Here is a 24,187-nt window from a genome sequence, read left to right as displayed (position 1 = left end):
GAACATTCCCCTTTCAATTTAAAAAAATATAAGTTTAGTAATTTTTTAAAAGATTGAATATAAAACAACTGCCAACAATAAGGCAATCATCGGAATCACGACTGATAGGACGAAGATATGTTTGTACGTTCTCTTATGTGTTTCATTACATACGGCACGAATGGTTGTCACGATATAGCCGTTATGCGGAAGCGAATCTAAACCGCCGGACGCCAGCGTCGATATACGATGCATCGCTCCTGGGTCGAGGCCTTTTGCCATATAAATTGGAGCTAAAATCGGAAGTGCTATTCCTAATCCCCCAGATGCCGAGCCTGTCATTCCGCAAATGACCGTAACACCAATAGCCAATCCAAGGAATTCAGGTCCTGGAATACTTAAAAGGCCGTCTACTGCTACTTGGAACGCCGGAACCGTTTTCGCTACAGACCCGAAACCAACTACCGCACATGTATTGGCAACCGCAACAAGAGCATCTTGAGACCCGTTTGCGAGCGCTCCCCAAAACTTGCGGATAAATTTAGCGTTTAAGATCCAGCAAAGCGCAATCCCCATCATAAGGGAAGCTAAACCGGCAGCTGTAGGATCAATAAACTTGGATAAAATATTTAAAAGGACAATAACGCTGGCCAACGGAAGGATGGCAAATATTATATTTGGCAGTTGACGATTGGTCATTCCTTGACGCGCCTCCACCGTCGCGGCGATTTCATGGGCTACCTCGTCCGGAACAGCGGCAGAACCGTCAGCTTTTGGAGGCAACGAAAACACTTCTCCGTTTGCTTTCGCTTTCTCGACGACACGATTTAAATAAAAAGCACCGGAAATTGCGATTAGCACACCAATCAAGATTCCAATCCAGCCTCCTGCGGAAGGAGTTGTACCAAAGAATTCAGTCGGAATAATATTTTGAATTTCAGGTGAATACGGCGATGTCATCGTAAAGGCAACGGAACCAAACACCATCGCAGGCGGAATGAACCGATGCGGCGTATTTGATTGTCGGAACAATGAAACTGCAATAGGATACACGGAAAAACCGACGACAAATAAGCTTACTCCCCCGAATGTCATAATGGCGCAAGCCGCTACAACAGCCAGCACGGCATGCTTAGCACCGAATTTCTCTTTTACCCAGTTGGCTATGGAATCAGCGCAACCTGTATCCTCCATCACTTTACCGAATATAGCCCCTGCTAAAAAGATAAGGAACCAACTTGCAAAATACCCTGTGAAACCTTCCATATAATTCTTCATTAATGCCTCTTGCAAGTTCAGTCCCCCTGCTAGTGTTAACACTACTGAACTGGCAATAGCGGCGATAATAATGTTGATACCCCTCATAGTCATGTATATAAGCAACGCTAAAGAACCGATTAATCCTACCATCCCCAACATAATCCCTACCCCTTTCAGCTTGTAAACGACGTTTCTGTTTTCTCGCTAAAGTCGTATTCATAACAAACTTGGTAAAGCTGAACAATCTCTTCATGAGTAGGAACCCGAGGATTATTTCCTGGACTTCCACTCGCAATAGCATCTGTTGCCATTTTGGACAGAACCTTTTCAAATGGTGCTCTATCCACACCCCATGTCTTAAGATTGGGAATATTCAAATCAAGACATAGTTTCTTAATTTCTTTTACGGTTTCTGCTACTACTTCCCTGTCGGAAAGATCTCTTGTCTCAGGCTTCACTAGGCGGCCAATGACTGCCAACCGTCCCTGTGCTTCCCCTTTTGTGAATTCCAGTACTGCCGGAAGGAGCATGGCATTTGACACACCGTGCGGAACATGAAACATTGCGCCAATCGGCCGGGACATTCCATGTACTAACGTAACAGAAGCATTTGAAAATGCCATACCAGCCAACATTGAACCGAGTGCCATGTTATCCCTTGCCTCGATGTCCTTACCATCTTCATAAGCCTTTCGGATATTTTCTGTAATGAGCTCAATCGCTTTTAAAGCCAGTGTGTCCGTCACAGGTTGTGAGCGTTTGGAGATGAAGGCTTCAATTGCATGGCATAAAGCGTCTACCCCTGTAGCAGCCGTGACAGCCGACGGGCATGAAAGCGTAAGCATCGGATCAACGATTGCTGCAGCAGGCATCAACCCGGGCTGTTTAAGCATCATCTTAATATCATGTTTCGTATCAGTAATGACCGTCACCGCGGTCACTTCAGATCCTGTCCCTGCAGTAGTTGGAACAGCGATAAGCGGAAGGAGCTTTTTATCAAATGCTTTTTTCCCGCCATAATAGTCTCGAATATGTCCGCCATTGGTTACGAGAACTGCCACAGCTTTGGCCGTATCAATGCAGCTGCCGCCGCCGACTGCTGCAACGACATCGCAAGCCTCTTCCCGGCAAATGGCAAGGGCTTCGTCTACATGGACATCTGTCGGTTCAGAGTCGACACCCAAGTATTTGGCATAAGGAACACCCTTTTCTTGCAAATACTTTTCGCACAACTCTACATTTCCGATTTTATCCATAATTGGATCACTAATAATGAGTACCTTTTGTCCCAACTCTTTTGCCAGTTTCCCGATTTCAGCAAAAGAATCTTTTCCGTACAAAATATTGTTTGGCATGAGTAATTGATGAAAACTCATCTCTAACATCCCCCTTTGTTCATAAACTCATATTACATGTCCCCCACCCATATAATTATGCAAGTCTCATGCCAACTTATAATTGTAAGCGATTTCAATATTTTTTTGAATATAAAGACTTTTGGATGTCGGATAAATAGACATAAACCCGACACTTTTGTACAAAAACACTACAAATAACCGACAATACCTTTCTTTTAAACCAGCTCGTACTTTTTCATTTTTTCATAGAGAGTGGAACGATGAATCCCTAATTTTCGAGCAACAGCCGCTTTATTTCCTCGCTCCTCAATTAACGCTCTTTGAATAGCCGTTCTCTCTTCGTGGGCAACCACATCCCGCCAATTGCTTTGCCTGTTACTTTCCTTTTCTCCACTTCTATTTTCGGGGTTTTCTGTCATTTCTGGCTGCCGCTCCTTATAACCAAGGAATACTTCCGGTAAATGTCCCCGCTTTATAATAGGACCATCCACGAGACCCATGAGCATTTCCAGCGTATTGACGAGTTCTCTTATATTTCCCGGCCATGAATAATCCATAAAAGCATCCATCGCTTCTTTTGCAAACTCCTTTTTTTCGATTTGGAACTTCCGGCAGATTCTTTCCATATGATAAGAGGTTAGATAGGGGATATCGCTCTTTCTTTCCCGTAAAGAAGGAATGTGAATTCGAATGATATTAAGCCTAAAAAAGAGATCTTCTCTAAATTGTCCTTTCTTTACCATTTCCTCTAAGTTTTTATTCGTAGCGGCAATAATTCTTACGTCGACCTCCGTTTTCTTTAAGCCTCCTACTCTTTCTACCACTCTCTCTTCTAAAACTCTTAAAATCTTCGCTTGCATATAGAGAGGCATGTCCCCGATTTCATCCAAAAACAAGGTCCCCTGATGAGCCAATTCAACCTTTCCGATTTTCCCGCCTTTTTTAGCTCCTGTAAAAGACCCTTCCTCATATCCAAATAATTCCGCCTCCAGCAAATGCTCCGGAATAGCCGCACAGTTCACACTCACAAAATTCCCCTTGTTATAAAGACTCGCTCCATGAATCGATTTTGAGAAAACTTCCTTTCCCGTTCCGCTTTCCCCTGTAATCAAAACGGTGCTCGGTACCCGGGATGCCTTGGATGCTAACCGTTTGATTCTTAATATTTCAGGACTCCTTCCAACAATGCCGTCAAATGTAAATTCACTGACACGGGAAGACGGCTCTGAAACCGGCAAGCGACCTTTCGTATCGACGTTTCGTGACAGATCTTGAATTCTGTTCAGAATATGATAAATTTCAGAAACCCCTTGAAAAATAAGCATCCCTATAGCGCCTACCACTTTTCCATCCCGCCAAATGGGAATACGGTGGACAATCATATCTTGGCCCATTATATTTTGGATATAGCCTCTTTCCGGAATGCCGGTTTCCACCGTTACATGCAAATTTGTATTTTCGATAATTTCTGTTACATGTTTTCCGATGGCTTCTTCTCTTGTCACTCCGATAAACTGGCTGTAAGCTTTATTGAAATCACGGATGATTCCCTTTGAATCAATGACGACTACTCCCTCATATGCTGTGTCCAATACAATTTTCAATGTTTCAAGCATATGGTTTGCTTCTTCGAACTTTTCTTTTATTTCATGCATCTTCTTAGTGAGCGCTTTTATTTTATCCTCGCTTGTTAATATACCTGACAGTTTCTGCTCCTTGTCTATGACAGGTATAAAGCCATGAGAAAAATCATCTTCTATCTCTTCTATATATGAGGCTGCCGAAACACTCAAAGGGCTCACCTTCATAATTGTTCTTATTTTTATTTCTGGTACAGTATGATTGATTAAACTATTTATTATTTCATCCTTTGAAATAATCCCTGCCAGCCGGCCTGACGTATTCACAACAGGCAGGGCATGTAAGGAACTGCCTGAAAGCACCAATATCGCTTCTGCTAAGGTTTGGTCCTCCAATAGCATTATTGGATCTTTCGTCATCCAATCCTCTACTAATAACATTCTTCTACCTCCTTACAATGCAAGTGATTAGCTTCTCCGATAAGATGGAGCAAGCGCTTGCAAAAAAACATCATCAGCTCAACTCCCATCTGATGGAAAGTTTTCTTTATTGTACCATTACATGGACTTTAATGGGCTAAACAAAAAACGCTCCTTTTTTAGGAATAGAATGACCATTTGACTTTCTTCAACCACGAAAAACGTCATCGAAATCTCAAGCTGAACGGTTTCTCCATGGCTATTCATTGCAAAAAGGCTGACTGAAAGGCGATTTTTTATCAAGACCTAAATTGTAAAAAGTCATAAAAAATAAAAGGTGATACATATTAGACAGGTTTAATATGTATTACCCTTAACTTCTTGTTCGACTAAAGTGCCTTATTGTTGAAGATCATTAAAGTTTCTATTAGCTGGTTAGTTACAGAAGCCAGGTTAGCTTTTGGTTAAGGGATTTATTGAATGTAAGTTCTTATGTAAATTCATACATTCAAGAAAATGAAAAAGCCACCTAAATAGGCAGCTTTCGATTTGTTCCTAATTGAACTCCTCAGTTATTTCAACAAAAAACGCATTAATCCATCAACTCTTTACCTGTTATTTTTCCATCATCTAAACTGTTCTGTTAATTAATACCAATTATTTCAAAACATTTTGACTAAGACAATTAATTTTTCAATAAAAAAGACACTTACCTTATCACAGATAAGCGTCCGATTATAGAAGAGAATTAATATTATTTAGGCTATTGAAGGGAGCTCGTGCTTATCAAACTATAGCCCGAGTTCAACAAGGGAATAGAAATACTGAAGCAGCTATGCAATCTCTTGAACGGTTCGATCAAAATCTCTCAACTATCCATCATCCCTGTAATCTTTATGAGATCCGTCAACTCACGGATCTCATACGTCGGCTTAATTCCTATATTGTTTTCCTTAAGATGCGGATTGAACCAGCAGGTGTCAATCCCGTAATTTATCCCTCCCTGAATATCAGAGGTCAAAGAATCGCCCACGATCAACACTTTAGTTTTATCTGTAATCTGTAGTTTGGAAAACGCATAATCGAAAATACCCTTTTCGGGCTTCTGAAATCCAGCCTCTTCAGAAATAATAATATGTTCAAAAGTATTACAGAGAGGAGAGCTCCCAATTCTTGATGTCTGCACATCCGTGAATCCGTTTGTTATAATGGCCAGCCGACAGCCGGCAAGATTGTCACATAATTCTACGGCTCCCTGTACAAGATGTGTTTCCTTGCCCAAATATCCAAGATAAATACTGTTGAACGTATCTGCGTTGATTTCAAGCTCATGCGCAAGGAACAACCTCCTAAATCTCTCTACTCCCAGTTCTGATAGAGTAGTAAGCCCCTGTTCCAAACCTCTCCATAATCCCTTGCTAATCTCTTTATAGTTGGCTTCATATTCCGCCAAGCCCGTAGGCAATCCGAACTCTACAAAAGCTTTATGTAGTGCTTCTCTTTCCGACATACTGAAGTCAAATAATGTATCATCAACATCGAATAGTATGATTTCGTATTTCATAGTTACCTCCATTAATCATTATCAACCTAATTTAGAACTTATCTTCATTACTTTTCATAACAATAACATTGATGGACTCTCTTCCTCTAGCTCAATATGTCTTATTCCATAATCTAGTCCTAAACATAAAAAAGAGTACAATTCTTCACATTCTAATTTTTTTGTTATCACAGAGAAAAAAATTGACACAATACTGTTTACGACAGCATACTGTTATTAACAGTATTATGTTACCGAAAAAAATTTTTACATTAAAATTAGGAGGTTATATATTTCATGAAACATACAGGGAGACATACAGGTGCATTTCTTTTGCTGTTTTTAACAGAGGGAGATAACTATGGAGGGAAACTTCTGCAAAGATGTGAGGAAGAGCTTCCCATCAATCCAATTGATAGTGCCATATTATATCGCACACTAAAAAAGTTAGAGGAAGAAGGTGCTGTTGAGTCTTATCTGGATACATCTCATCGAGATAAACCGATAAGGATGTACAGAATCACTACAGTTGGAAAAAGAAAATTAGAAGATTTTCAAATAGATATTGAAGAAAAAATTAAAAATTTATCGTTTTTCCAAGAAAGATATAAAGAATGGAAGGTTCAAAATAATGATTAATGGAATTATTCTCTATACTATAGCCACTATTTATTTGGGTATTTCCTTCATAAAAGACAAACATAAAACAAAGGTAGCCTTATTAAGTTCATGGAAAATGTTTCGCAATGTTTTACCGGATTTATTAGCTATTATGCTTTTTGTTGGGCTAGCATTATCTTTATTGACACCGTCCCTTATTTCTTCAATTATTGGCGAAAATTCTGGCTTACTAGGCATCATTTATTCAACAATCATTGGCTCAATTGCTTTAGTTCCAAGCTTTATCGTCTTTCCTCTCGGGCATACATTAGTTCAAAATGGTGCTGCTCTTCCACAAGTAGCAGTATTAATGTCGACATTAATGTCTGTAGGACTTGCAACTTTATCTATGGAACAAAAAACTTTTGGACGAAGTTTTGCTTATGCACGAAATATATCTGCCATAATAATGTCTCTTCTATTTGCATTGATTATTTGGGTGGTGATGACATGACAAAACTAAAAAGATATCAGTTCTTTTTCATTTTATTATTAGGGCTTTTTCTTATTGCACTTACGGATCAAGCTATTGCTATGAAAACAGTTCAGTTAACTGGTAAAAGTATTTTGGATATGTTATTCCTACTTCCTCCTATATTCATATTAGTGGGATTATTGGATCAATGGGTAAAGAAAGAATCACTCATTCGATATATGGGTGAAAAATCAGGTATATATGGTGTCTTCTTCACCTTATTATTAGCAACAGTAGCTGCAGGCCCTCTTTATATAGCCTTTCCAATTGCAGTACTTTTATTGAAAAAAGGAGCCAGTGTCCGCTATATAGTGTTTTTCTTAGGCGCTTGGTCAACAGTAAAATTGCCAGTTCTAGTATATGAATTCACTTCGTTTGGTACTGCATTTACACTTATTCACATTTGTTTTGGCCTCGTGTTTTACTATTTAACAGGAATTCTTTTTGAAAAAATTTATGACCAACAAAAGTTGTTAAAGTATGATATAACTAAGGAAGTATAGATTTAGATCAATAAGTCTTTAAGCCCCTCAATTCCAGATTATTTTGTAGCTGTAGCTTTTAAATTGATAATACTCCATTAGGAGCCGGACTTTTTACGGAAAAATACTTGAGAAATAACGAGGGAAATCAGTTGAAAAAATCTTGAGAGTATTCGCTTGTCGCTGCTGGCCTTGGCTCCAGAATTACTCATGAATAACATCATTTTCTGTTAATGCTGCACCTACAACGGACTACTGTATGCAACAAAAGATTAGAGGATACGGTATGTACTATATCCTCTTTTTAATTCCCTTATTAAATAACCTGCTCTGATAGTAAAATCTTTCACAATCTCATCTATATTCAAAATAAATATCCAATTTTCTTTAAAGATTTTGTTCCATTATATGGTCCGTTTGTTGAATAACAAGATCCTTCTTTACCTCCTTCTGCAGGCTACGTCCCTTAACTAACAAACATACGTTTTTTATTATTAAATACACATTAGACCATACTTTCAATATATGATTATGCATTCCCATATGTATGAAAAAAGAGGATATATGCCCTTATATTAGACATAGTATCCTCTTCTAATTATAGTCTGGTTAAATGTTCTGCCTTCCAGTCAGTCTTCTTACTTCACCAACTCGTGCTTAAAGGCATAAATGACCGCTTGTGTTCGATCTTGCACTTCGAGTTTACTTAAAATATTACTGACATGTGTTTTCACCGTTTTTAAAGCGATAAACAATTCATCCGCAATTTCCTGATTGGTCTTCCCTTGCGCCATCAGCAGTAAAATCTCCATCTCGCGTGCGGTCAGCTGTTCATGAGGAAGCTGGACGTTTCCTTTACGCATTTTCATCATCATTTTCCCTGTTACTTCCGGCTCCAGCACAGATTGTCCATGATATGTTGCTCTAACCGCATTCGCAATTTCACTCGCTTTTGATGTTTTCAGCATATAGCTTGTTGCGCCCGCCTCCAGTGCGGGATATACTTTCTCATCATCCAAAAAGCTGGTGACAATAATGATCTTTGCCTCCGGCCAGCTTTCAATGATTTTCCTCGTCGCCTCAATCCCATCCATTCGTTTCATTACCAAATCCATTAAAATGATATCCGGGCGAAGCTCCAGGGCCATTCCGACCGCTTCGGTTCCATCTTCCGCCTCTCCTATTACTTCAATGTCAGGCTGGGCGGATAAATAGGAAGACACACCGATCCTTACCATTTCATGATCATCAACAAACAACACTTTAATCATCTTCTTCACCCTCTAAAGACACCATCGGTACTTTGACCTCAAGACGTGTTCCTTTATTTTTCACACTGACCATTTTCATTGTGCCGCCGATTTCAACCGCTCGTTCATACATATTTTGCAAGCCGTATGAACCTGCTTTTGTTGTCTCGACATCGAAACCGACCCCGTCATCCACCACCCGCAAAATGAGAAGGTCATCCCGCTTAATCAGCAAAACTTCCAGCGATGTGGCTTTCGAATGTCGAAGCGTATTAGAAACGGACTCTTGCAGAATACGGAATAAATGATCTTCAATTCCCTTATCCAAAGGCAGCGGTTCAATTTTCCATTTAATGTTCATCGGCACTTTTTGTGATAATTCGACCAGCAATTCCTGCATTCCTTCCTGAAGGGATTTCCCTTTCAGTGCAACAGGACGTAAATGAAGCAATAAAGCGCGCATCTCAAGCTGGGATTGATGGATCATTTCTTCCACCATTTTTAACTGCTTCGTTTCGCGGTCATCAGAAAGCGGCTTTCCTTCATTAATGGCCGACATAAGCATAGAAGCTGCAAATAATTGCTGGCTCACAGAATCATGCAGCTCCCTCGCCAGTCGATTGCGTTCCTGTGACACAATTTCTTGAATACGTTTTTCCTGGTCTTCCGCTTTTTCCGTTGCAAGCTTTTGAGACAGTTTCGCTTGTTCTGTGATTTGTTTTTGAATTTTTCCGGCTTTCTCCCAAATAATCTTCATTTCTTCAAACGCCAAAGCCTCAGGCACCTCAATTTGCCGGCCCTGTTCCAAGTCTTGCAGCCCGTCCGCAACCGAACGGAGTTGTTTACGCCATAAAAAGCCAGAGACCGCTCCAACTATCACCCCAATGACGATACAGATACTTGGCACAAAGATGATAAACGGCACATCCATGATTTCCTGCTCCCACAGCAATCCCCAATTCTCTAATGGAAACATAATGAAAGAAATACCTGAAACCGTCAAAAAAGTGACTAGAGACAACCCGGCACATATAAGAACTTGGCGCTGCAACGTATTCATATGCGCTTCACCTCTAAGTCACCCACAATCATAGACGTCACAATTTTGACTTTTTGTGCGTCCGTGTCATAATGAGGCGTTTGGAATTGAAGTACTTCGTTTATCACTTTTGCATGGTGGACATTTAAAATTTTAGCCGTCCCCATCCAAGTGGAATGATGGACACTGACCTCCACCTCGTACGGCACAAGAATTTGAATATTTCCAACCAAATTTCGGATAAAAATAATCGCTTCCCCTTTAGGAAGCACGGTATAGCTTAAATCAATGACCGTATCACCAATACCCGCCTGAATGTTCACATCGTTCCATTCATAAACATGTTCAGGAGTCTGCTGACGACCCATAAGTCGATTTTCAAATAGAGGGGTTTTCTTCAGCAGCTGTTCTCCATCACCGATCTCACTTTCTGTCTGTTCTCTTATGACGGGCTGAATGGACACAGGATTTTTCTTCGATTGGATAAATTGAATGACAAGGTGGACAAGAATAGCCAATAAAAAAAACTTGAATGTCATCATGCTTAGAATATTAATGAAAAAAGCTATTGCTCCAAACCAAACCAAAAGCTTCCCGGACCTGCGCGGTAATCGCTTCCGTCCAAAATATATGAAGCCAATCGATATAAGAAGGGAGAAAATGAGCCCTGAATTAAAAAAGGAAATTTCCAGCAGCAACAGAATAACGCCGATTAAAAGAATCCAGCTTACATAATCTGTTTTCACCCTATCCAACATACCGTCTCCTCCCTTCCACTAACATTTTCATATCACTTTTAAACTCAAGTGACCTGATTGAAGAACGCTCTCCAGCCTATCTATCATCTCTTTATTTACAAGGGATTTTACTATCCATTCATTAGTTGAAAATATCCCACAATATTTACAATCATTCCTTTTCAAACTGCCTCTTTTAGAATATCACGTTTATCTTAAGGAGGAGAATCTGTTTTCTTTCCCTTTATGCCTTTATCCTAAAATACAGGCGTTCCCCTATCCCCACGGATGGAAGTTTCCTTTATCTTACCTGAATATTCAAAGGTTTATAACGAGCGCAAGCTTTAATTCTTTCTAAGACCTGCGCCCTATAACGGGCAGTAAGATCCCCTCTCTTTTATGAACTTCAATGGATTTATTTTTGCCGTTCCTCTTCCTCCAGCTTTTCCTGTATCTTCTGTACTTCCTTTACCGGGGCGGTCAGGCTCACTACCGTATCTCCCGCTTCGCCTTGTAATTTTCCTTCCGATGTAAAGAACTCCAAGTGACCGGAAGATTTGATAATAAAGAGCAGTACTACACGATTATCGCGATCATGCAAATATTGGTCATAGGTGTATTGTTCCGTAATATTCGTCTTGCGGAATACATATCCGCTTTCCACCTTATCGCTCAATTCTTCCCATGATAGACCCTCTCTAAATAAAATTCTCCCTCCAATGCCAGGACCAATCTCTTCTAAATCATCGCCCTGTCTATGATGAAGGCTGAGTTGAAACGTATTGTTTCTTCCAAACTCAGGAATGAACGCTGCACAAACAAGCGCATTGTAGGAATCAACAGGAGTAGCCGCTATCAAATATTCATAAGGAGTCATCTCTAAATGATACTCCGTTTGCTCTGCTAAAATTTCTCCCCGATAAGAGGCAATGCCTTCTCTTCGTGCTTGGGCAAGACGATACCATGATGAATCAACAATCATAACAGGGATATCGAGCTGCTTCAATGTTTTAGCCAGCCCTGTGCTGAAAGGGCTGCCGCCTACAATGAGTACACCAGGATTTGTTCCAATGGATAAATCCAGCGTTTTTGCCAGCCATCCAAGAGAAAAACCATGTGCACAAACGGTCGCAAAGACAAGAGCAAACGTAAGGGATGTCAGCACTTGGGCATCTTCAAACCCCGACTCTTGCAGAACCCCTGAAAAATAACTTGAAACGGTTAAAGCGACAATTCCCCTAGGAGCAATCCAGCCGATCAGCGTTTTTTCTTGAACCGATAAATCTGTGCCAATGGTGGAAATCCAAATCGATAACGGCCGGACAACCAAAAGCATGAGCAGCACGAACAGGATAATTCTCCAGTCAAAAATCGTTAATAACGTTTCTACTGATAGCGAAGCCGTCAACATAACGAAAATGGCTGAGATAAGTAAAACGGAAATGTTCTCTTTAAAATGGCGCATATCGTTGATGGAAGCAATACGCATATTAGCAATGGTCATCCCCATCGCCGTAACAGCCAACAGCCCTGTTTCATGGGCAATTTCATCTGAAATCGTAAAACATCCGATGACGACCGCAAATACAACGGGAGATTTTAAGAATTCCGGAATATGCCCCCGTTCAAACATCCATCCTATTCCCCGACCGCATATCCACCCTAAAATGACAGCCAAAAAGGATGCGATAAAAAAGAAAAGAAGAGAGCCGATTGTCGCTTTTTCCAATACAAAAAATTTAATAATTTCAAAAGCAAAAATAGCGAGCAGTGCTCCAAATGGGTCTACCACAATCCCTTCCCATTTTAAAATGGCGGCCGGCCTCGGCTTTAATTTTGCCTGGCGCAAAAGCGGGAGAATAACAGTCGGACCTGTCACAATAAATAATCCCCCGATGACAAATGCGACAGCCCATGAAAGACCAGCTACATAATGGGCAGCAAGCGAACCCAGAATCCAGGCAAGGAACGCCCCAATGGTTATGATCCGAAAAACGGGGCGTTCCAGCCCGCGCACTTCACGGAAATCCAAATTTAAGCTTCCTTCAAATAAAATGATGGCAACAGCCATTGAAATAATAGGTTTAAATAATTCTCCAAATCCTTCTTGCGGATGGAGCATCCCAAGAAACGGCCCCGCCAGCAACCCGACTATGGACATAATGACAATTGCCGGCAAACGAAAACGCCACGCAAGCCATTGTGAACCAATCCCAAGGACTCCGATTAACATTAATTGAAATAATAGTGAATCCAGTCTCATTCCCACCTTTAGCTTATATACTTTTAGACAAACACTGAGAAATTGCGGAGATGAACTCTCCTTATCTATTCTATTCCTCAAAATCGCCCAAACTATGATTGGCTGATTTCTACATTTCTGTTTTCTTCTCTTATTTTCCAACCAAACAATACCACTGTTTTCCCTTTTTCCTTTGGAATCAAACGAAAGAAAACATATAACCTAAATGTAAAGAAAATGTAGGTTTATCCGAGCGGAAAGCAGGGAAATAGATATTATGTTACAATGGTATAGATTTGCTATTTATAGATAAAGGAGGAAATCATGAAGAAAAGTATAACACCTGTTTTTTGGATCGCACTTTCTATCTCTATTTTATTTGTTGCCTGGGGATGGGCAGCACCGCAAAACCTCATTAAAACCATGACTGAATTACAAGGAACTTTACTGGATCAATTCGGCTGGTTCTACCAATTCTCCGTCACATTCTTTTTTATTTTCGCTCTCATTCTTGCATTTAGCCGCTATGGGAAGATTAAACTCGGTAAGGACGAAGATAAACCGGAATTTAGTACGCCTACCTGGTTTGCCATGTTATTCAGCGCCGGAATGGGCATTGGCCTACTCTTTTACGGAGTATCTGAACCCGTTTCTCACTATGCTAACCCTCCATTCGGAGACAGCCAGACGGTTGAATCCGCTAAAATGGGGCTGCGTTACACCTACTTACACTGGGGCTTTCACGCCTGGGCCATTTATGCCGTTGTCGCATTAGCGCTCGCCTATTATAAATTCCGCAAAAACTTACCCGGACTTATGAGTGCCACATTATATCCGCTTTTAGGAGAAAAAGTGAAGGGGCCTATCGGTTATACAATTGATGTAATCGCCGTATTTGCAACTATTTTCGGTGTTGCCGCTTCATTAGGATTAGGGTCCGCTCAAATAAACAGTGGATTGAACTATTTATTTGGACTGCCAATCAATTTCTCCATTCAATTCATCATCATTCTCATTACAACAGCCGTGTTCATTCTTTCAGCTGGAACTGGCGTATCAAAAGGTATTAAGTATTTAAGTAATGCCAATATGATTTTGGCGGTTGTATTGTTTTTCTCATTTTTATTACTCGGCCCTACTCAGTTTGTGTTGGAAACGTTCTTGACCACTTTTGGCAGTTACGTTCAGAACCTTCCAAGCATGGGATTGCGCTTTGCCCCTTTTAACGCTGAGAATAATCAATGGGTTAAAGACTGGACCATTTTTTACTGGGCATGGTGGATTTCCTGGACGCCATTTGTCGGCACATTCATCGCTCGTGTATCAAAAGGGCGGACCGTACGCGAATTTATCATGGCTGTCGTCATTGTTCCAACACTCGTCTGTACTCTTTGGTTTGGTGTATTCGGCGGTACAGGGATTTATTATGACTTTGTTCAAGGGTTGGATGTCGCGAAACAAAGTTTTGAAACGTCCTTGTTTTTCATTTATAACCAGCTTCCATTCGGCGGTTTATTAACGGTTATATCTCTTGTTCTTATTTTCACTTTCTTTGTGACGTCAGCAGACTCAGCTACATTCGTTTTAGGAATGCAAACGACGAATGGAAACTTGAATCCATCTTTCCCTGTCAAATTCACTTGGGGCATTATTTTGGCAGCTATTGCGATTATCTTGATGAGATCGGGCGGTCTCCAAGGAATGCAGGCTACCATTATCGTCAGCGCCTTGCCTTTAGGTGTCTTTCTCCTCTTTATGGCTTACAGCCTATTGAAGGCTTTCAGGCAAGAAGTAAAACAAAAGCCGAAAAAAAAGCATACTAAAAACATTGCATAAGTACAAAGAAGAAGTGGACTTCTAGAGGGCCCCGTCATGGAAATCCAATTAGATGAAGGATTTCCATGACGGGGCTTTCTTGAACAGCAGGGACTTACGGGACATCCTCTTCTTTCCGTTTTATTTTTTATAACTATCACCATAGTAAAAAAACGCATCTACGTATTTAAACAAGCGAAAAATTATACGAACAGATCATTCTCTAAAATTGTTATATGAATAATTCTCCCTTTGGTGTTCCCATACATTTCACACATACTTTTGGCTATGGGTAAAATATCAAAAAGAATAGATAAATGAAAGAAACTGGGCCTTTAAGTTTGCCAACCATAGTTTTCTTGTACAAAACTTCAAATGATTACTTTATAATGGATTGAGGATTAATTTGAACAAATAGACGAAAGGTATAAGGTGGTCCACCATGAGTATATTAACAGTTAGCAATTTATCGCACGGTTATGGTGACCGTGAGATTTTAAATAACGTTTCCTTCCGTTTGCTAAAAGGAGAACACGTTGCTCTCGTGGGAGCTAATGGAGAAGGAAAATCAAGTTTCATGAACATCATCACAGGTAAATTGGTTCCCGATCAAGGAAAAATCGAATGGTCAAAAAAAGTTCGTGTAGGTTATTTGGATCAACATGCCGTCTTGGAAAAAGGAATGACTATTCGCGATGTTTTAAACAGCGCTTTTCAATACCTTTTTGATCTTGAAAATGAAATTAATGAGATTTATGCCAAAATGGCAGATGTAACTCCCGAAGAGATGGAAAAACTTCTCGAAGAAGTCGGAACGCTGCAAGATATATTAACAAATAATGATTTTTATATCATAGATGCGAAAGTAGATGAAACAGCTCGTGGCTTAGGGATAACTGATATTGGTTTAGACCGGGATGTAACCGACTTGAGCGGCGGACAAAGAACGAAAATTTTGCTTGCAAAACTATTACTGGAAAAGCCCGATATCCTTCTTCTCGATGAGCCAACCAACTATTTAGATGAACAACATATCGTATGGCTTAAACGATATTTACAGGAATATGAAAATGCGTTTATCCTCATTTCGCATGATATTCCATTCTTAAATGACGTAGTAAACTTGATTTATCACATCGAAAATCAAGAATTAAACCGTTACGTAGGGAATTATGACAACTTCCTTCAAATTTATGAAGTAAAAAAACAGCAGTTGGAGGCAGCTTACAAGCGTCAACAAGCTGAAATAGAGCAGCTTCAAGACTTTGTAAATCGAAATAAAGCAAGAGTGGCGACGCGAAACATGGCGATGTCTCGACAAAAGAAGCTGGATAAAATGGAAATCATCGAATTAGCACAAGAAAAGCCGAAACCGCAATTCGACTTTAAAGAAGGTCGAACATCAGGAAAATTGATTTTCGAAACGAAAGATTTAGTCATTGGCTATGATACACCTCTTTCCAAACCACTTAATTTAAAGATGGAAAGAGGGCAAAAAATTGCCTTGGTTGGAGCAAACGGAATTGGAAAAACGACACTTTTAAGAAGTATTTTAGGTGAAATCAAACCAATCTCAGGAATTGTCGAACGCGGAGATTATCAAGAAGTAGGGTATTTCGAACAAGAAATTAAAACATCGAATCAAAACACTTGCATTGATGAAGTTTGGAACGAGTTCCCTCATTTAAACCAAGCCGAGATACGTGCGGCGTTAGCTAGATGCGGACTCACCACAAAGCACATAGAGAGTAAAATTGCAGTCTTATCTGGGGGAGAGAAAGCGAAAGTACGCTTATGTAAATTAATCAACCGTGAAACCAATATCCTTGTACTGGACGAGCCGACCAACCATCTAGATGTAGATGCGAAAGACGAGTTAAAACGGGCGCTAAAAGCCTACAAAGGAAGCGTTCTTTTAATCTCCCATGAACCTGAATTCTACCATGATGTTGTGACCGATATTTGGAATTGTGAGTCTTGGACAACAAAATTAATATAAAATATTGAAAACGTCATGTAAAAGAAGTTGACCTAAAGAGCATAGTATATGTCTTTTAGGTCAACTTCTTATTCGTTATTGGAAAAAATTTTTAATTTTCTCGATTGCGTTTGTGCCTGTTGCTTTTTTGGCATTTATGACATTCATGTACAAAGAATCAATCAAGCTTAACTGCACAATTCGAGAAAACGTATCGTCTGTCCGCAGCTCTCTGTCGCTTGAAACAGTGTTCAGTACAAGGTCTGCTTTTTGGCTGAGCGGCGACCTTTTAAAGCTTGTAATGGCAATAATTTTAGCCCCCGTTTCTTTAACCGTTTCCAACAGACGCGTGACATCTTCACCTGTTCCATCTGTCGAGATAATGACAGCCGCATCTTTATCGGTTAACTGGGAAGCCGCCCTCACCTGCAAATAAGGATCTGTATAGGCAACCGTCGAAAGGCCGGATCCGATGAATTTATGGTGGGCGTCAAGAGCGACAATACCAGAAGCACCTATTCCGTAAAATTCGATACGTTCGGCAGCCAATATGAGATTGACCGCTTTTTTCAACGTTGAAAAATCCATCATTTGAATCGTATCCTTAAATGTCCGGATACTTGTATTGAAAATTTTTTCCGTTATGGCCCTTTCCTGATCCTGTTCTTGGATTTTTTCTTCTACCATTTCCCGAATGGGTGACGCAATTTCAGCGGCAATCGCTAATTTCATCGTTTGATATCCTTTAAACCCCATCCGTTTACAAAAGCGAAATACAGTAGAAGTCGCAACCCCTATATCCTCTGCCACTTGTGTAATGGATTGATACATCATCTTTTCCGGAAATTGAAGAATATAATCAGCAATTCTTTTTTCTGTTTCGCTCAAATCCGGATAATAAGATTGAATTCTCGTCAAACCATGCTGAGGCTGTTCCATTCCCCTTTCATCTCCCCTCGAAATCTCTTTGAATATAAGTATAACGAAATTTCACAAAAAGAAAAATATTTTCTTGAAAGCGATTGCAAAGAAAAAATTTTTTTGTATAATGAACGTAGCAAGAAAATATTTTCTTCGACAGAAAAATTCCATCTAGCTTATGTATCAGATACTTACCAAACACCCATGACCTTCAAGCGATACATATTTAGGTGCATAGGAATGACTCTCCGGCGTGCTGGGGAAAGATTAAAATATAGAAAAGAAATAAGGGGGAAAAACAATGTCAGGTTCAACACTCATTTTAGTCGCACTAGCAGGGATTTTTCTATTGCTATTTTTAGTGATTCGTACAAAGCTTCATGCTTTTGTCGCCCTGCTTCTTGTAAGCTTACTCGTCGGAATTGCCACGGGCATGCCGCTAAACGGCGTCATTGAATCGATGCAAACCGGCATGGGCGGTACACTCGGATTCGTCGCCGTTGTCGTCGGGTTGGGTGCCATGTTTGGTCAGATGCTTGAAGTTTCAGGAGGTGCTGAACGTCTTGCACAAACGTTAATTAAAAAATTCGGAGAAGATAAAGCCCAATGGGCATTGGGCTTTACTGGTTTCCTTGTTGCTATCCCTGTATTTTTCGATGTAGGCTTTATCATTTTAGTACCGATTGTTTACGGATTGGCAAAGAAAACAGGACGTTCCTTACTATACTACGGAATTCCGCTCTTGGCAGGGCTTGCTGTCACACACAGCTTCATCCCTCCGACTCCGGGACCGATTGCAGTAGCTGATTTAATTGGTGCAGATCTGGGATGGGTCATTTTATTCGGTACTCTTGCCGGTATTCCGTCCATGATTATCGCAGGACCGCTATTCGCAAAATACATTTCAAAGAAAATCCATGTTACTGTACCAGATTATATGAATATTGAAGAAAGAGAAGAAAATAGAGACCTTCCTAGCTTCGGTCTTATTGCCAGCATCATTCTTGTTCCGCTTGTGCTTATTCTTTTGAATACGATTTCAGGAGTGGTCTTGCCCGAAGGAAACGGATTGCGTACAGTCTTCACCTTCCTTGGACATCCGTTTGTCGCATTGATTATCGCTACTTTATTAGTATTCTACTTTTTGGGAACGAAACGCGGATATTCACGACAAGATGTACAGGTTATTGCAAACAAAGCACTTGAGCCTGCCGGTATCATTATTCTCGTAACAGGTGCAGGCGGTGTCTTCAAGCAAGTATTGATTGATTCAGGAGTCGGAAAAGTATTAGGAGACATGATGGCCGCTTCGCCGCTTCCTCCAATCGTTCTCGCTTTCTTGATTGCAAGTATCGTCCGTGTTGCCCAGGGATCGGCAACCGTAGCGATGGTAACGGCAGCCGGTTTAATTTCGCCGCTTATCACAACGCTTGGATTAGAAGGACCTATTTTAGGATTAATCGTTATTTCCATTGCAGCCGGTGCTACAATCGCTTCTCACGTAAACGATTCCGGTTTCTGGCTCGTAAACCGCTACTTCGGTTTGGATGTAAAAGATACCCTTCGTTCATGGACGGTTATGGAAACATTAATTTCCCTTGTCGGATTTATCGTTGTCTTTGTGATCAGCTTGTTTATCATGTGAAACAATGAAAAGCGCAATCGATTAGAAAGGTACCTCCCTCGAAAGCTTAACGATGAATATAACAGCATTGCGAAATGACAACGGAAATGTTTGGAATAATAGATACTTACTAAAAAACGGCACGGTTAAAAAACATAACGGGTTCGGTTTTGGAGTACAAAACACTAAAAAACAATGGAAATAGACCCTTAAATGGTTAGGAACTAACACTAGAAATGACATATAAATTAACAGTAAAAATAACACAATAAAAAGGAACTTGGATAATCAAGCTCCTTTTCCTATGATTTTAAATGTCATCTACTTAAACTAACGCTACCCGATAGTTTAAGTAGATTTGTTCACAAACTTCTATATATTTACACTTCATTTATTACAGGAATACTGCCCCATTAGTTGGATATAGATAACATTAATATTAATATTAAAACTGGTGAGCACTACTACTGTTCAATTTGTTAACTAATAAAAAGAACTGCAAATAAATCCAATAAATCCAGTTCTTTTTATTGCGATAAGTCTACCAAATAGTTACTTATCTTCGGAAAATTAACTGGTTTTTAATATTTTATAATTGTTCTTCCTAAATGCTGACCATTTTTAATCGTTTCAATTGTTTGTGGTAATTCGTTTAGTGTAAGCTCATTTATTAGAGTAGTTTGAGAAATATTCCATTCATCAGCTATTTTCTCCCAAATATAACCACGGTTATTAATTGGTACATTTACTGAATCAATTCCTAAAAGGTTAATCCCTCTAAGTATAAATGGCAAAACTGTTGATGTTAGTTTTATACCACCTGCATTTCCACACATACTCATACTTCCACCATAAGAAATTTGAGGAATTAATACAGAAGCAACTTCCCCACCAACAGTATCTAAGACAAAGTCAAACTTTTGTTTATTAAGTGGCTTATTTTGTTCTCCTAACTCACTTGCAAAAACAACATTGGTTGCTCCTAAAGATTTTGCTACCTCTTCCTGATGTTTTTTTCTAACCAATGCAGAGATATTTTTGTAGCCAATTTTAGCTAGAATTTGGATAGCAATACTACCTACTCCACCAGTTGAACCAGTGACTAATATCCTTGGATTGTTATTTATATCCATACCTTTCTCTTCTAGAGCTATGATGGAAAGTGCTGCTGTAAATCCTGCTGTTCCAAAAACCATCGCATCTTTAAGGGTTAAGTTAACTGGTAACGGAACAATCCAATCTGCGGGAACTCTAGCATATTCTGCAAACCCTCCTGTATGGCTCATCCCCATATCAAAGCCTGTAACAACAACTTCCTGTCCTTCTGTGTAGCGATTATCCGATGTATGAACAATAGTTCCACTTAAATCAATTCCAGGAATCATTGGATAATTCCGAATAACGCCTCCATTTTTTTGAACAGCCAGCATATCCTTATAGTTTATTGAAGAATATGCCACCTTAATTAAAACCTCACCGTCAGAAAGACTGTCAAGATTAACATTCTCTAATCCAAAATTTACTTGTTCCTGGTTTTCTTTTACAACAATCGCCTTAAATGAATTCATAATTATCCTCTCCTTTGCTTTGAACCAAAACATTTTTGCACCAAAAGTATTTCATAACAAAAACTAACATGATATTATAGGTATTGTCAAATGGAGGAGATAATATGGAATTAAAAGATTGTATGAATTTTTTACTAAGCGTAAGTCAGAATAAAGTTTTTAAATATTTTAGCAAGCTTCTAGAGGACTACGGAGTAACACCAGCTCAATATGGTGTGTTGAATTGTTTGTGGAAAGAAGGACAATTATCTCCTAAACAAATTGGAGAAATGGTATATTTGGAAGCCCCTACTGTATCAGGGATATTAGACAAAATGCAAAAAGCTGATTTGATAGAACGTTCGGTAGACCCAAAAAATCGTAGGAATGTTTTAGTAACTGCTACTCCAAAATCTCATGAAATTAGAGAGAAAGTTGAATCTGCAACAATTACCTTAAATAATAAGGTTCTTCAAAACTTATCAGATATTGAAAAAGACGAACTAAAAAAAGCATTAGAAACCATAATAAATGCTGATTTTTAATTCTTCATAATGATATAACCAAATACAATAAAATTCTTTCTTCTTACCAATGGATAAAATATTGAGAGAGTTAAAAATAAATTAATATCTCAACCTCACCATTTTATTTTGACGGGGTTGAGACGTTTTTTAAGTCCGTTTGATGTCATCACGTTGTTAAACTAAACTACTCGTTGAACAAGCTCATTCAGTTCTTATATATTTATTTTAACATAAAATTTCCATTTACCTTCAAAAAGATAGTCCACTTTCTTCAAGTGAACTATCTTAGATATATAATATTTTCCAAAGAAAATTCTTTGTCTGTTATACCTAATCGCTGTGCGGGAGTTTTGACGGTTGAGTTTTTACCTTCCTTAGTTTTGAAAGGTAAGCAAAAGTTGTGGTAAGTCCTTAGTATAGTCAATGCCATTTGAGCATATTTAGGATTAAAGTTTGAATAAATATAACTTTTTCCATCTCCACGAGCCTTAGTCAGAGGTCTTTCCAATATAGATAACCTTCTTCTGATGTGCTGAATAAATGAATTGGTTGCATTATCGTTAACATTCACGATTAGTTTTGCAACTTCTCTTGGTTCAAGGGAAGTTAGGTCTGTTGTGCAATCAACTGACCGAAATCCTCTATCAATTGATGCAAGTGGGTGTTCAATTGGGTTATCAGCATACTCATTATGGCTGCCTGAACCATCACTGACTTCCTTATGGAATGTATGGGTTTCAAATAGTTCTTTAAGATATAAGTAAGCTAATTTTCGCAAAGAGTTTGTTCCTACCTCATTTAAATCTCCCCATTCGAGTAAATCCTGTTTTGCTTGTTTGAACTCCTCATATGCCATTTTGCGAGATTTAGTTTTATCCGTTTGACATAAAAAATGATGACCGTCGGTAAGGCGAATTTCCTTGGAAAACACGCGATTGATTGAATTGATTAAGGATTTGTCATCATCTGTTACAAAACGCCATTCTGAAGCATTTACAAGCTGTTTTATCAGCCAAAAATGAGCAAAGTTAGTATAGGCGGCGTGAACGTGTAAACCATCAATGTACTTTTCTCTACGCTCGAATTTACGGAGTTCCTGATAGTATTCCGATTGTGATTGTGTATCCATTTTTGAAGGAGGTTGAGGAAAAAAAGAATATTCCCCGAACCTAGCGTTCCTCTTCGCAAATTCACTTAAATGGTCTTCTTTAAACAGCCGAGTATCCCGTTCCACATCACTTAGCGATATATCCCAATCATATGCTACATCACTTCTGAATACATATCGAGAAAAGACATCGGAAGTGATGATAACACTGGTGGGGAGTTGGAGTTCTTCAATTCCATTAAATTGAGAACCACCTTGTCCTTTCTTACGCACATTGTTTAGATGATATATCATTCTATCACTGTTTAACCACATCTCATCAAACTCAATATTTTTTAATGGGCGAGTTTCGTGTTTCTCTAAAAATTCTAAACACCTGCGGTAAAGTATCTCTAATTTGTCATAATAAGTGCCCCTTCCGATGCCAAGGATTTCACAAGTTCTAGTTACAGGGGTTCGGTTGAGAAGTAGCTTGGCGAACATTGGCATAACATCATTTCTCTTTTGATGGTAAGTTGTAGATTGCCTTTGATTTGGAAGTACATTAGTGAATTTATTGCATTCCTTACATTGGTATCGTTGTGAATTTGATTTGCTTTTTCCTCTTTTGTAAAAAGCCTTTGGTTCATTGAATGGGGTTAAGTCAGAATTCGAACATCCATCTTTATGAAACTCATATTCTGGCTCTATGTCTTTTACTGTTTCAATACGAACCAGTCTTTTAATTTCTTCTGCAACAGCCCAATCCGAAATAGTTAAAGTCCGAGTTTCTAACACAGCACCCATTTTCTTTAGTGGGTCTGGGTTACATATTAACGATTTTTCACCACCAGAAGTAGCTAACTTGTACCTACTCGGTTTCCCTTTAATGTCAAACTTTTTTTGAGGCAATCCATACCACTTACAATAGGGATTTACACAATGGTTAAACTGGAGTTGGTGAGTTTGACCATTCAATTCAAGCTCAACTGGTCTAAACAGCAACTCCCTATATTTAGTGCCGAATTGTTTTGGGGTGAGAGTATCATAATTCTTAATTCTAGCAGCAATCTCTTCATCAGATAAAGGGGGATGGATGATAACAGAGTTTTCATCTTTATCAGCTAAACGCTTTAACTTAACCAATTGCATCCTCCTTCACTAAATCCTCGATTTCAAGTTGTTTGATAATCCGTTTGTTGTTTCGCTTATTTTTTATCCACTCGATAAAATCTTCGTCGTCTAGTAAATTGATTAGTATTTTATCTACTACTTCGCTTTCTGTGTACTCCGTATATTCAGAATAATAATTAACTATTGCTCTTACACGTTCAGAAATCAGCCAATCTACATTATCGGAGTTGTTATTCTTAGGTTTAATAAATTTCATCTTTATATCACCTCAACGATTTTTAACATCCATTTTAACAAGCACTTTAGTTAAAAAATAACACCATTTTTAGCATACATTTCAGATTGTTGACAGTAGATATTGTCATTCTGTTAATTAGTATGCCATTTTGTATGTTATTTTATACGTTAATTATTGCAAAGCATTGATATGAAGGCAAAAGATAGAGGTCCAAATCATATGCGATTTGGACCTCTAATTTGTTTGTTATTTTAATTTTTGTACTTAAAAACCGAACCCGTTATAAAAAAC

At 39.1% G+C, this 24,187-nt stretch carries 19 protein-coding genes; 7 read left to right on the top strand and 12 right to left on the bottom strand.

The genetic code is table 11. The features are described from left to right. Nucleotides 1–45: 45 nt before the first annotated feature. The 4 genes from BK575_RS03250 to BK575_RS03235 form a co-directional block, all read right to left on the bottom strand. Entirely contained in the window at nucleotides 46–1,398 is a 1,353-nt protein-coding gene (locus tag BK575_RS03250; protein ID WP_078408887.1) for a GntP family permease, read from the bottom strand. A gap of 14 nt (nucleotides 1,399–1,412) precedes the next feature. Then, nucleotides 1,413–2,615: an iron-containing alcohol dehydrogenase gene (locus BK575_RS03245; RefSeq protein ID WP_078408886.1), complete on the bottom strand. Its 1,203-nt coding sequence runs from the start codon at nucleotides 2,613–2,615 to the stop codon at nucleotides 1,413–1,415. A 197-nt stretch (nucleotides 2,616–2,812) separates the two neighbouring features. Beyond that, nucleotides 2,813–4,618: a sigma-54-dependent Fis family transcriptional regulator gene (locus tag BK575_RS03240; RefSeq protein WP_169907514.1), complete on the bottom strand. Its 1,806-nt coding sequence runs from the start codon at nucleotides 4,616–4,618 to the stop codon at nucleotides 2,813–2,815. An 847-nt stretch (nucleotides 4,619–5,465) separates the two neighbouring features. Further along, nucleotides 5,466–6,161 (bottom strand): YjjG family noncanonical pyrimidine nucleotidase, encoded by a 696-nt coding sequence (locus tag BK575_RS03235; RefSeq protein ID WP_078408885.1) that lies wholly within the window; start codon nucleotides 6,159–6,161, stop codon nucleotides 5,466–5,468. Nucleotides 6,162–6,437: 276 nt separating this feature from the next. Here BK575_RS03235 and BK575_RS03230 point away from each other — a divergent pair, with 276 nt between their 5' ends. Genes BK575_RS03230 through BK575_RS03220 form a run of 3 tightly spaced genes read left to right on the top strand, consistent with a single transcriptional unit; the run spans nucleotide 6,438 to nucleotide 7,778 of the window. Then, nucleotides 6,438–6,779 (top strand): PadR family transcriptional regulator, encoded by a 342-nt coding sequence (locus BK575_RS03230; protein WP_078408884.1) that lies wholly within the window; start codon nucleotides 6,438–6,440, stop codon nucleotides 6,777–6,779. Continuing rightward, the gene (locus BK575_RS03225) at nucleotides 6,772–7,254 is read left to right on the top strand and encodes a hypothetical protein (protein ID WP_078408883.1); all 483 of its coding nucleotides are present in this window, start codon (nucleotides 6,772–6,774) and stop codon (nucleotides 7,252–7,254) included. The genes BK575_RS03230 and BK575_RS03225 overlap by 8 nt, the downstream gene beginning before the upstream one ends. Continuing rightward, a complete protein-coding gene (locus BK575_RS03220) occupies nucleotides 7,251–7,778 on the top strand; it encodes a permease (protein ID WP_078408882.1) in 528 nt (175 codons plus the stop codon). Before BK575_RS03225 ends, BK575_RS03220 begins: the two co-directional genes overlap by 4 nt. Nucleotides 7,779–8,395: 617 nt before the next feature. On the opposite strand, the gene BK575_RS03215 is transcribed toward BK575_RS03220, so the two are convergent. The 4 genes from BK575_RS03215 to BK575_RS03200 form a co-directional block, all read right to left on the bottom strand. Continuing rightward, nucleotides 8,396–9,028: a response regulator transcription factor gene (locus BK575_RS03215; protein WP_078408881.1), complete on the bottom strand. Its 633-nt coding sequence runs from the start codon at nucleotides 9,026–9,028 to the stop codon at nucleotides 8,396–8,398. Continuing rightward, a complete protein-coding gene (locus BK575_RS03210) occupies nucleotides 9,021–10,067 on the bottom strand; it encodes a sensor histidine kinase (RefSeq protein ID WP_078408880.1) in 1,047 nt (348 codons plus the stop codon). Before BK575_RS03210 ends, BK575_RS03215 begins: the two co-directional genes overlap by 8 nt. After that, complete coding sequence (liaF, locus tag BK575_RS03205; RefSeq protein WP_078408879.1) at nucleotides 10,064–10,804, bottom strand: cell wall-active antibiotics response protein LiaF; 741 nt, start codon at nucleotides 10,802–10,804, stop codon at nucleotides 10,064–10,066. The genes BK575_RS03210 and liaF overlap by 4 nt, the downstream gene beginning before the upstream one ends. A 394-nt stretch (nucleotides 10,805–11,198) precedes the next feature. Continuing rightward, complete coding sequence (locus BK575_RS03200; protein WP_204524851.1) at nucleotides 11,199–13,046, bottom strand: cation:proton antiporter; 1,848 nt, start codon at nucleotides 13,044–13,046, stop codon at nucleotides 11,199–11,201. A gap of 303 nt (nucleotides 13,047–13,349) precedes the next feature. On the opposite strand from BK575_RS03200, the gene BK575_RS03195 reads away from it, so the two are divergent. Together BK575_RS03195 and BK575_RS03190 are read left to right on the top strand one after the other, a co-directional pair. After that, nucleotides 13,350–14,861: a glycine betaine uptake BCCT transporter gene (locus tag BK575_RS03195; protein ID WP_078408878.1), complete on the top strand. Its 1,512-nt coding sequence runs from the start codon at nucleotides 13,350–13,352 to the stop codon at nucleotides 14,859–14,861. 421 nt (nucleotides 14,862–15,282) lie between these two features. After that, complete coding sequence (locus BK575_RS03190; RefSeq protein ID WP_078408877.1) at nucleotides 15,283–16,839, top strand: ABC-F family ATP-binding cassette domain-containing protein; 1,557 nt, start codon at nucleotides 15,283–15,285, stop codon at nucleotides 16,837–16,839. 75 nt (nucleotides 16,840–16,914) lie between these two features. Here BK575_RS03190 and BK575_RS03185 read toward each other — a convergent pair whose 3' ends face one another. Continuing rightward, complete coding sequence (locus BK575_RS03185) at nucleotides 16,915–17,757, bottom strand: MurR/RpiR family transcriptional regulator (protein WP_078408876.1); 843 nt, start codon at nucleotides 17,755–17,757, stop codon at nucleotides 16,915–16,917. Between the two features lie 283 nt (nucleotides 17,758–18,040). Here BK575_RS03185 and BK575_RS03180 point away from each other — a divergent pair, with 283 nt between their 5' ends. Beyond that, nucleotides 18,041–19,384 carry a GntT/GntP/DsdX family permease gene (locus BK575_RS03180; protein WP_078408875.1) on the top strand — a complete coding sequence of 448 codons (1,344 nt, stop codon included), beginning with the start codon at nucleotides 18,041–18,043 and terminating at the stop codon, nucleotides 19,382–19,384. 560 nt (nucleotides 19,385–19,944) lie between these two features. On the opposite strand, the gene BK575_RS03175 is transcribed toward BK575_RS03180, so the two are convergent. Further along, nucleotides 19,945–20,931, bottom strand: a complete 987-nt coding sequence (locus tag BK575_RS03175; protein ID WP_078408874.1) for a YhdH/YhfP family quinone oxidoreductase — start codon at nucleotides 20,929–20,931, stop codon at nucleotides 19,945–19,947. Nucleotides 20,932–21,035: 104 nt separating this feature from the next. Here BK575_RS03175 and BK575_RS03170 point away from each other — a divergent pair, with 104 nt between their 5' ends. Further along, a complete protein-coding gene (locus BK575_RS03170; protein WP_078408873.1) occupies nucleotides 21,036–21,455 on the top strand; it encodes a MarR family winged helix-turn-helix transcriptional regulator in 420 nt (139 codons plus the stop codon). Between the two features lie 262 nt (nucleotides 21,456–21,717). Here the strand turns inward: BK575_RS03170 and BK575_RS03165 are convergent, their stop codons facing one another. Together BK575_RS03165 and BK575_RS03160 are read right to left on the bottom strand one after the other, a co-directional pair. After that, nucleotides 21,718–23,670 (bottom strand): insertion element protein, encoded by a 1,953-nt coding sequence (locus BK575_RS03165; RefSeq protein WP_078408872.1) that lies wholly within the window; start codon nucleotides 23,668–23,670, stop codon nucleotides 21,718–21,720. Then, entirely contained in the window at nucleotides 23,663–23,914 is a 252-nt protein-coding gene (locus BK575_RS03160; RefSeq protein ID WP_078408871.1) for a hypothetical protein, read from the bottom strand. Before BK575_RS03160 ends, BK575_RS03165 begins: the two co-directional genes overlap by 8 nt. Nucleotides 23,915–24,187: the final 273 nt, after the last annotated feature.

The organism is Priestia abyssalis (assembly GCF_002019595.1).
Lineage (GTDB): Bacteria > Bacillota > Bacilli > Bacillales > Bacillaceae_H > Bacillus_BA > Bacillus_BA abyssalis.
This window is presented reverse-complemented; position numbering and strand designations above follow the sequence as displayed.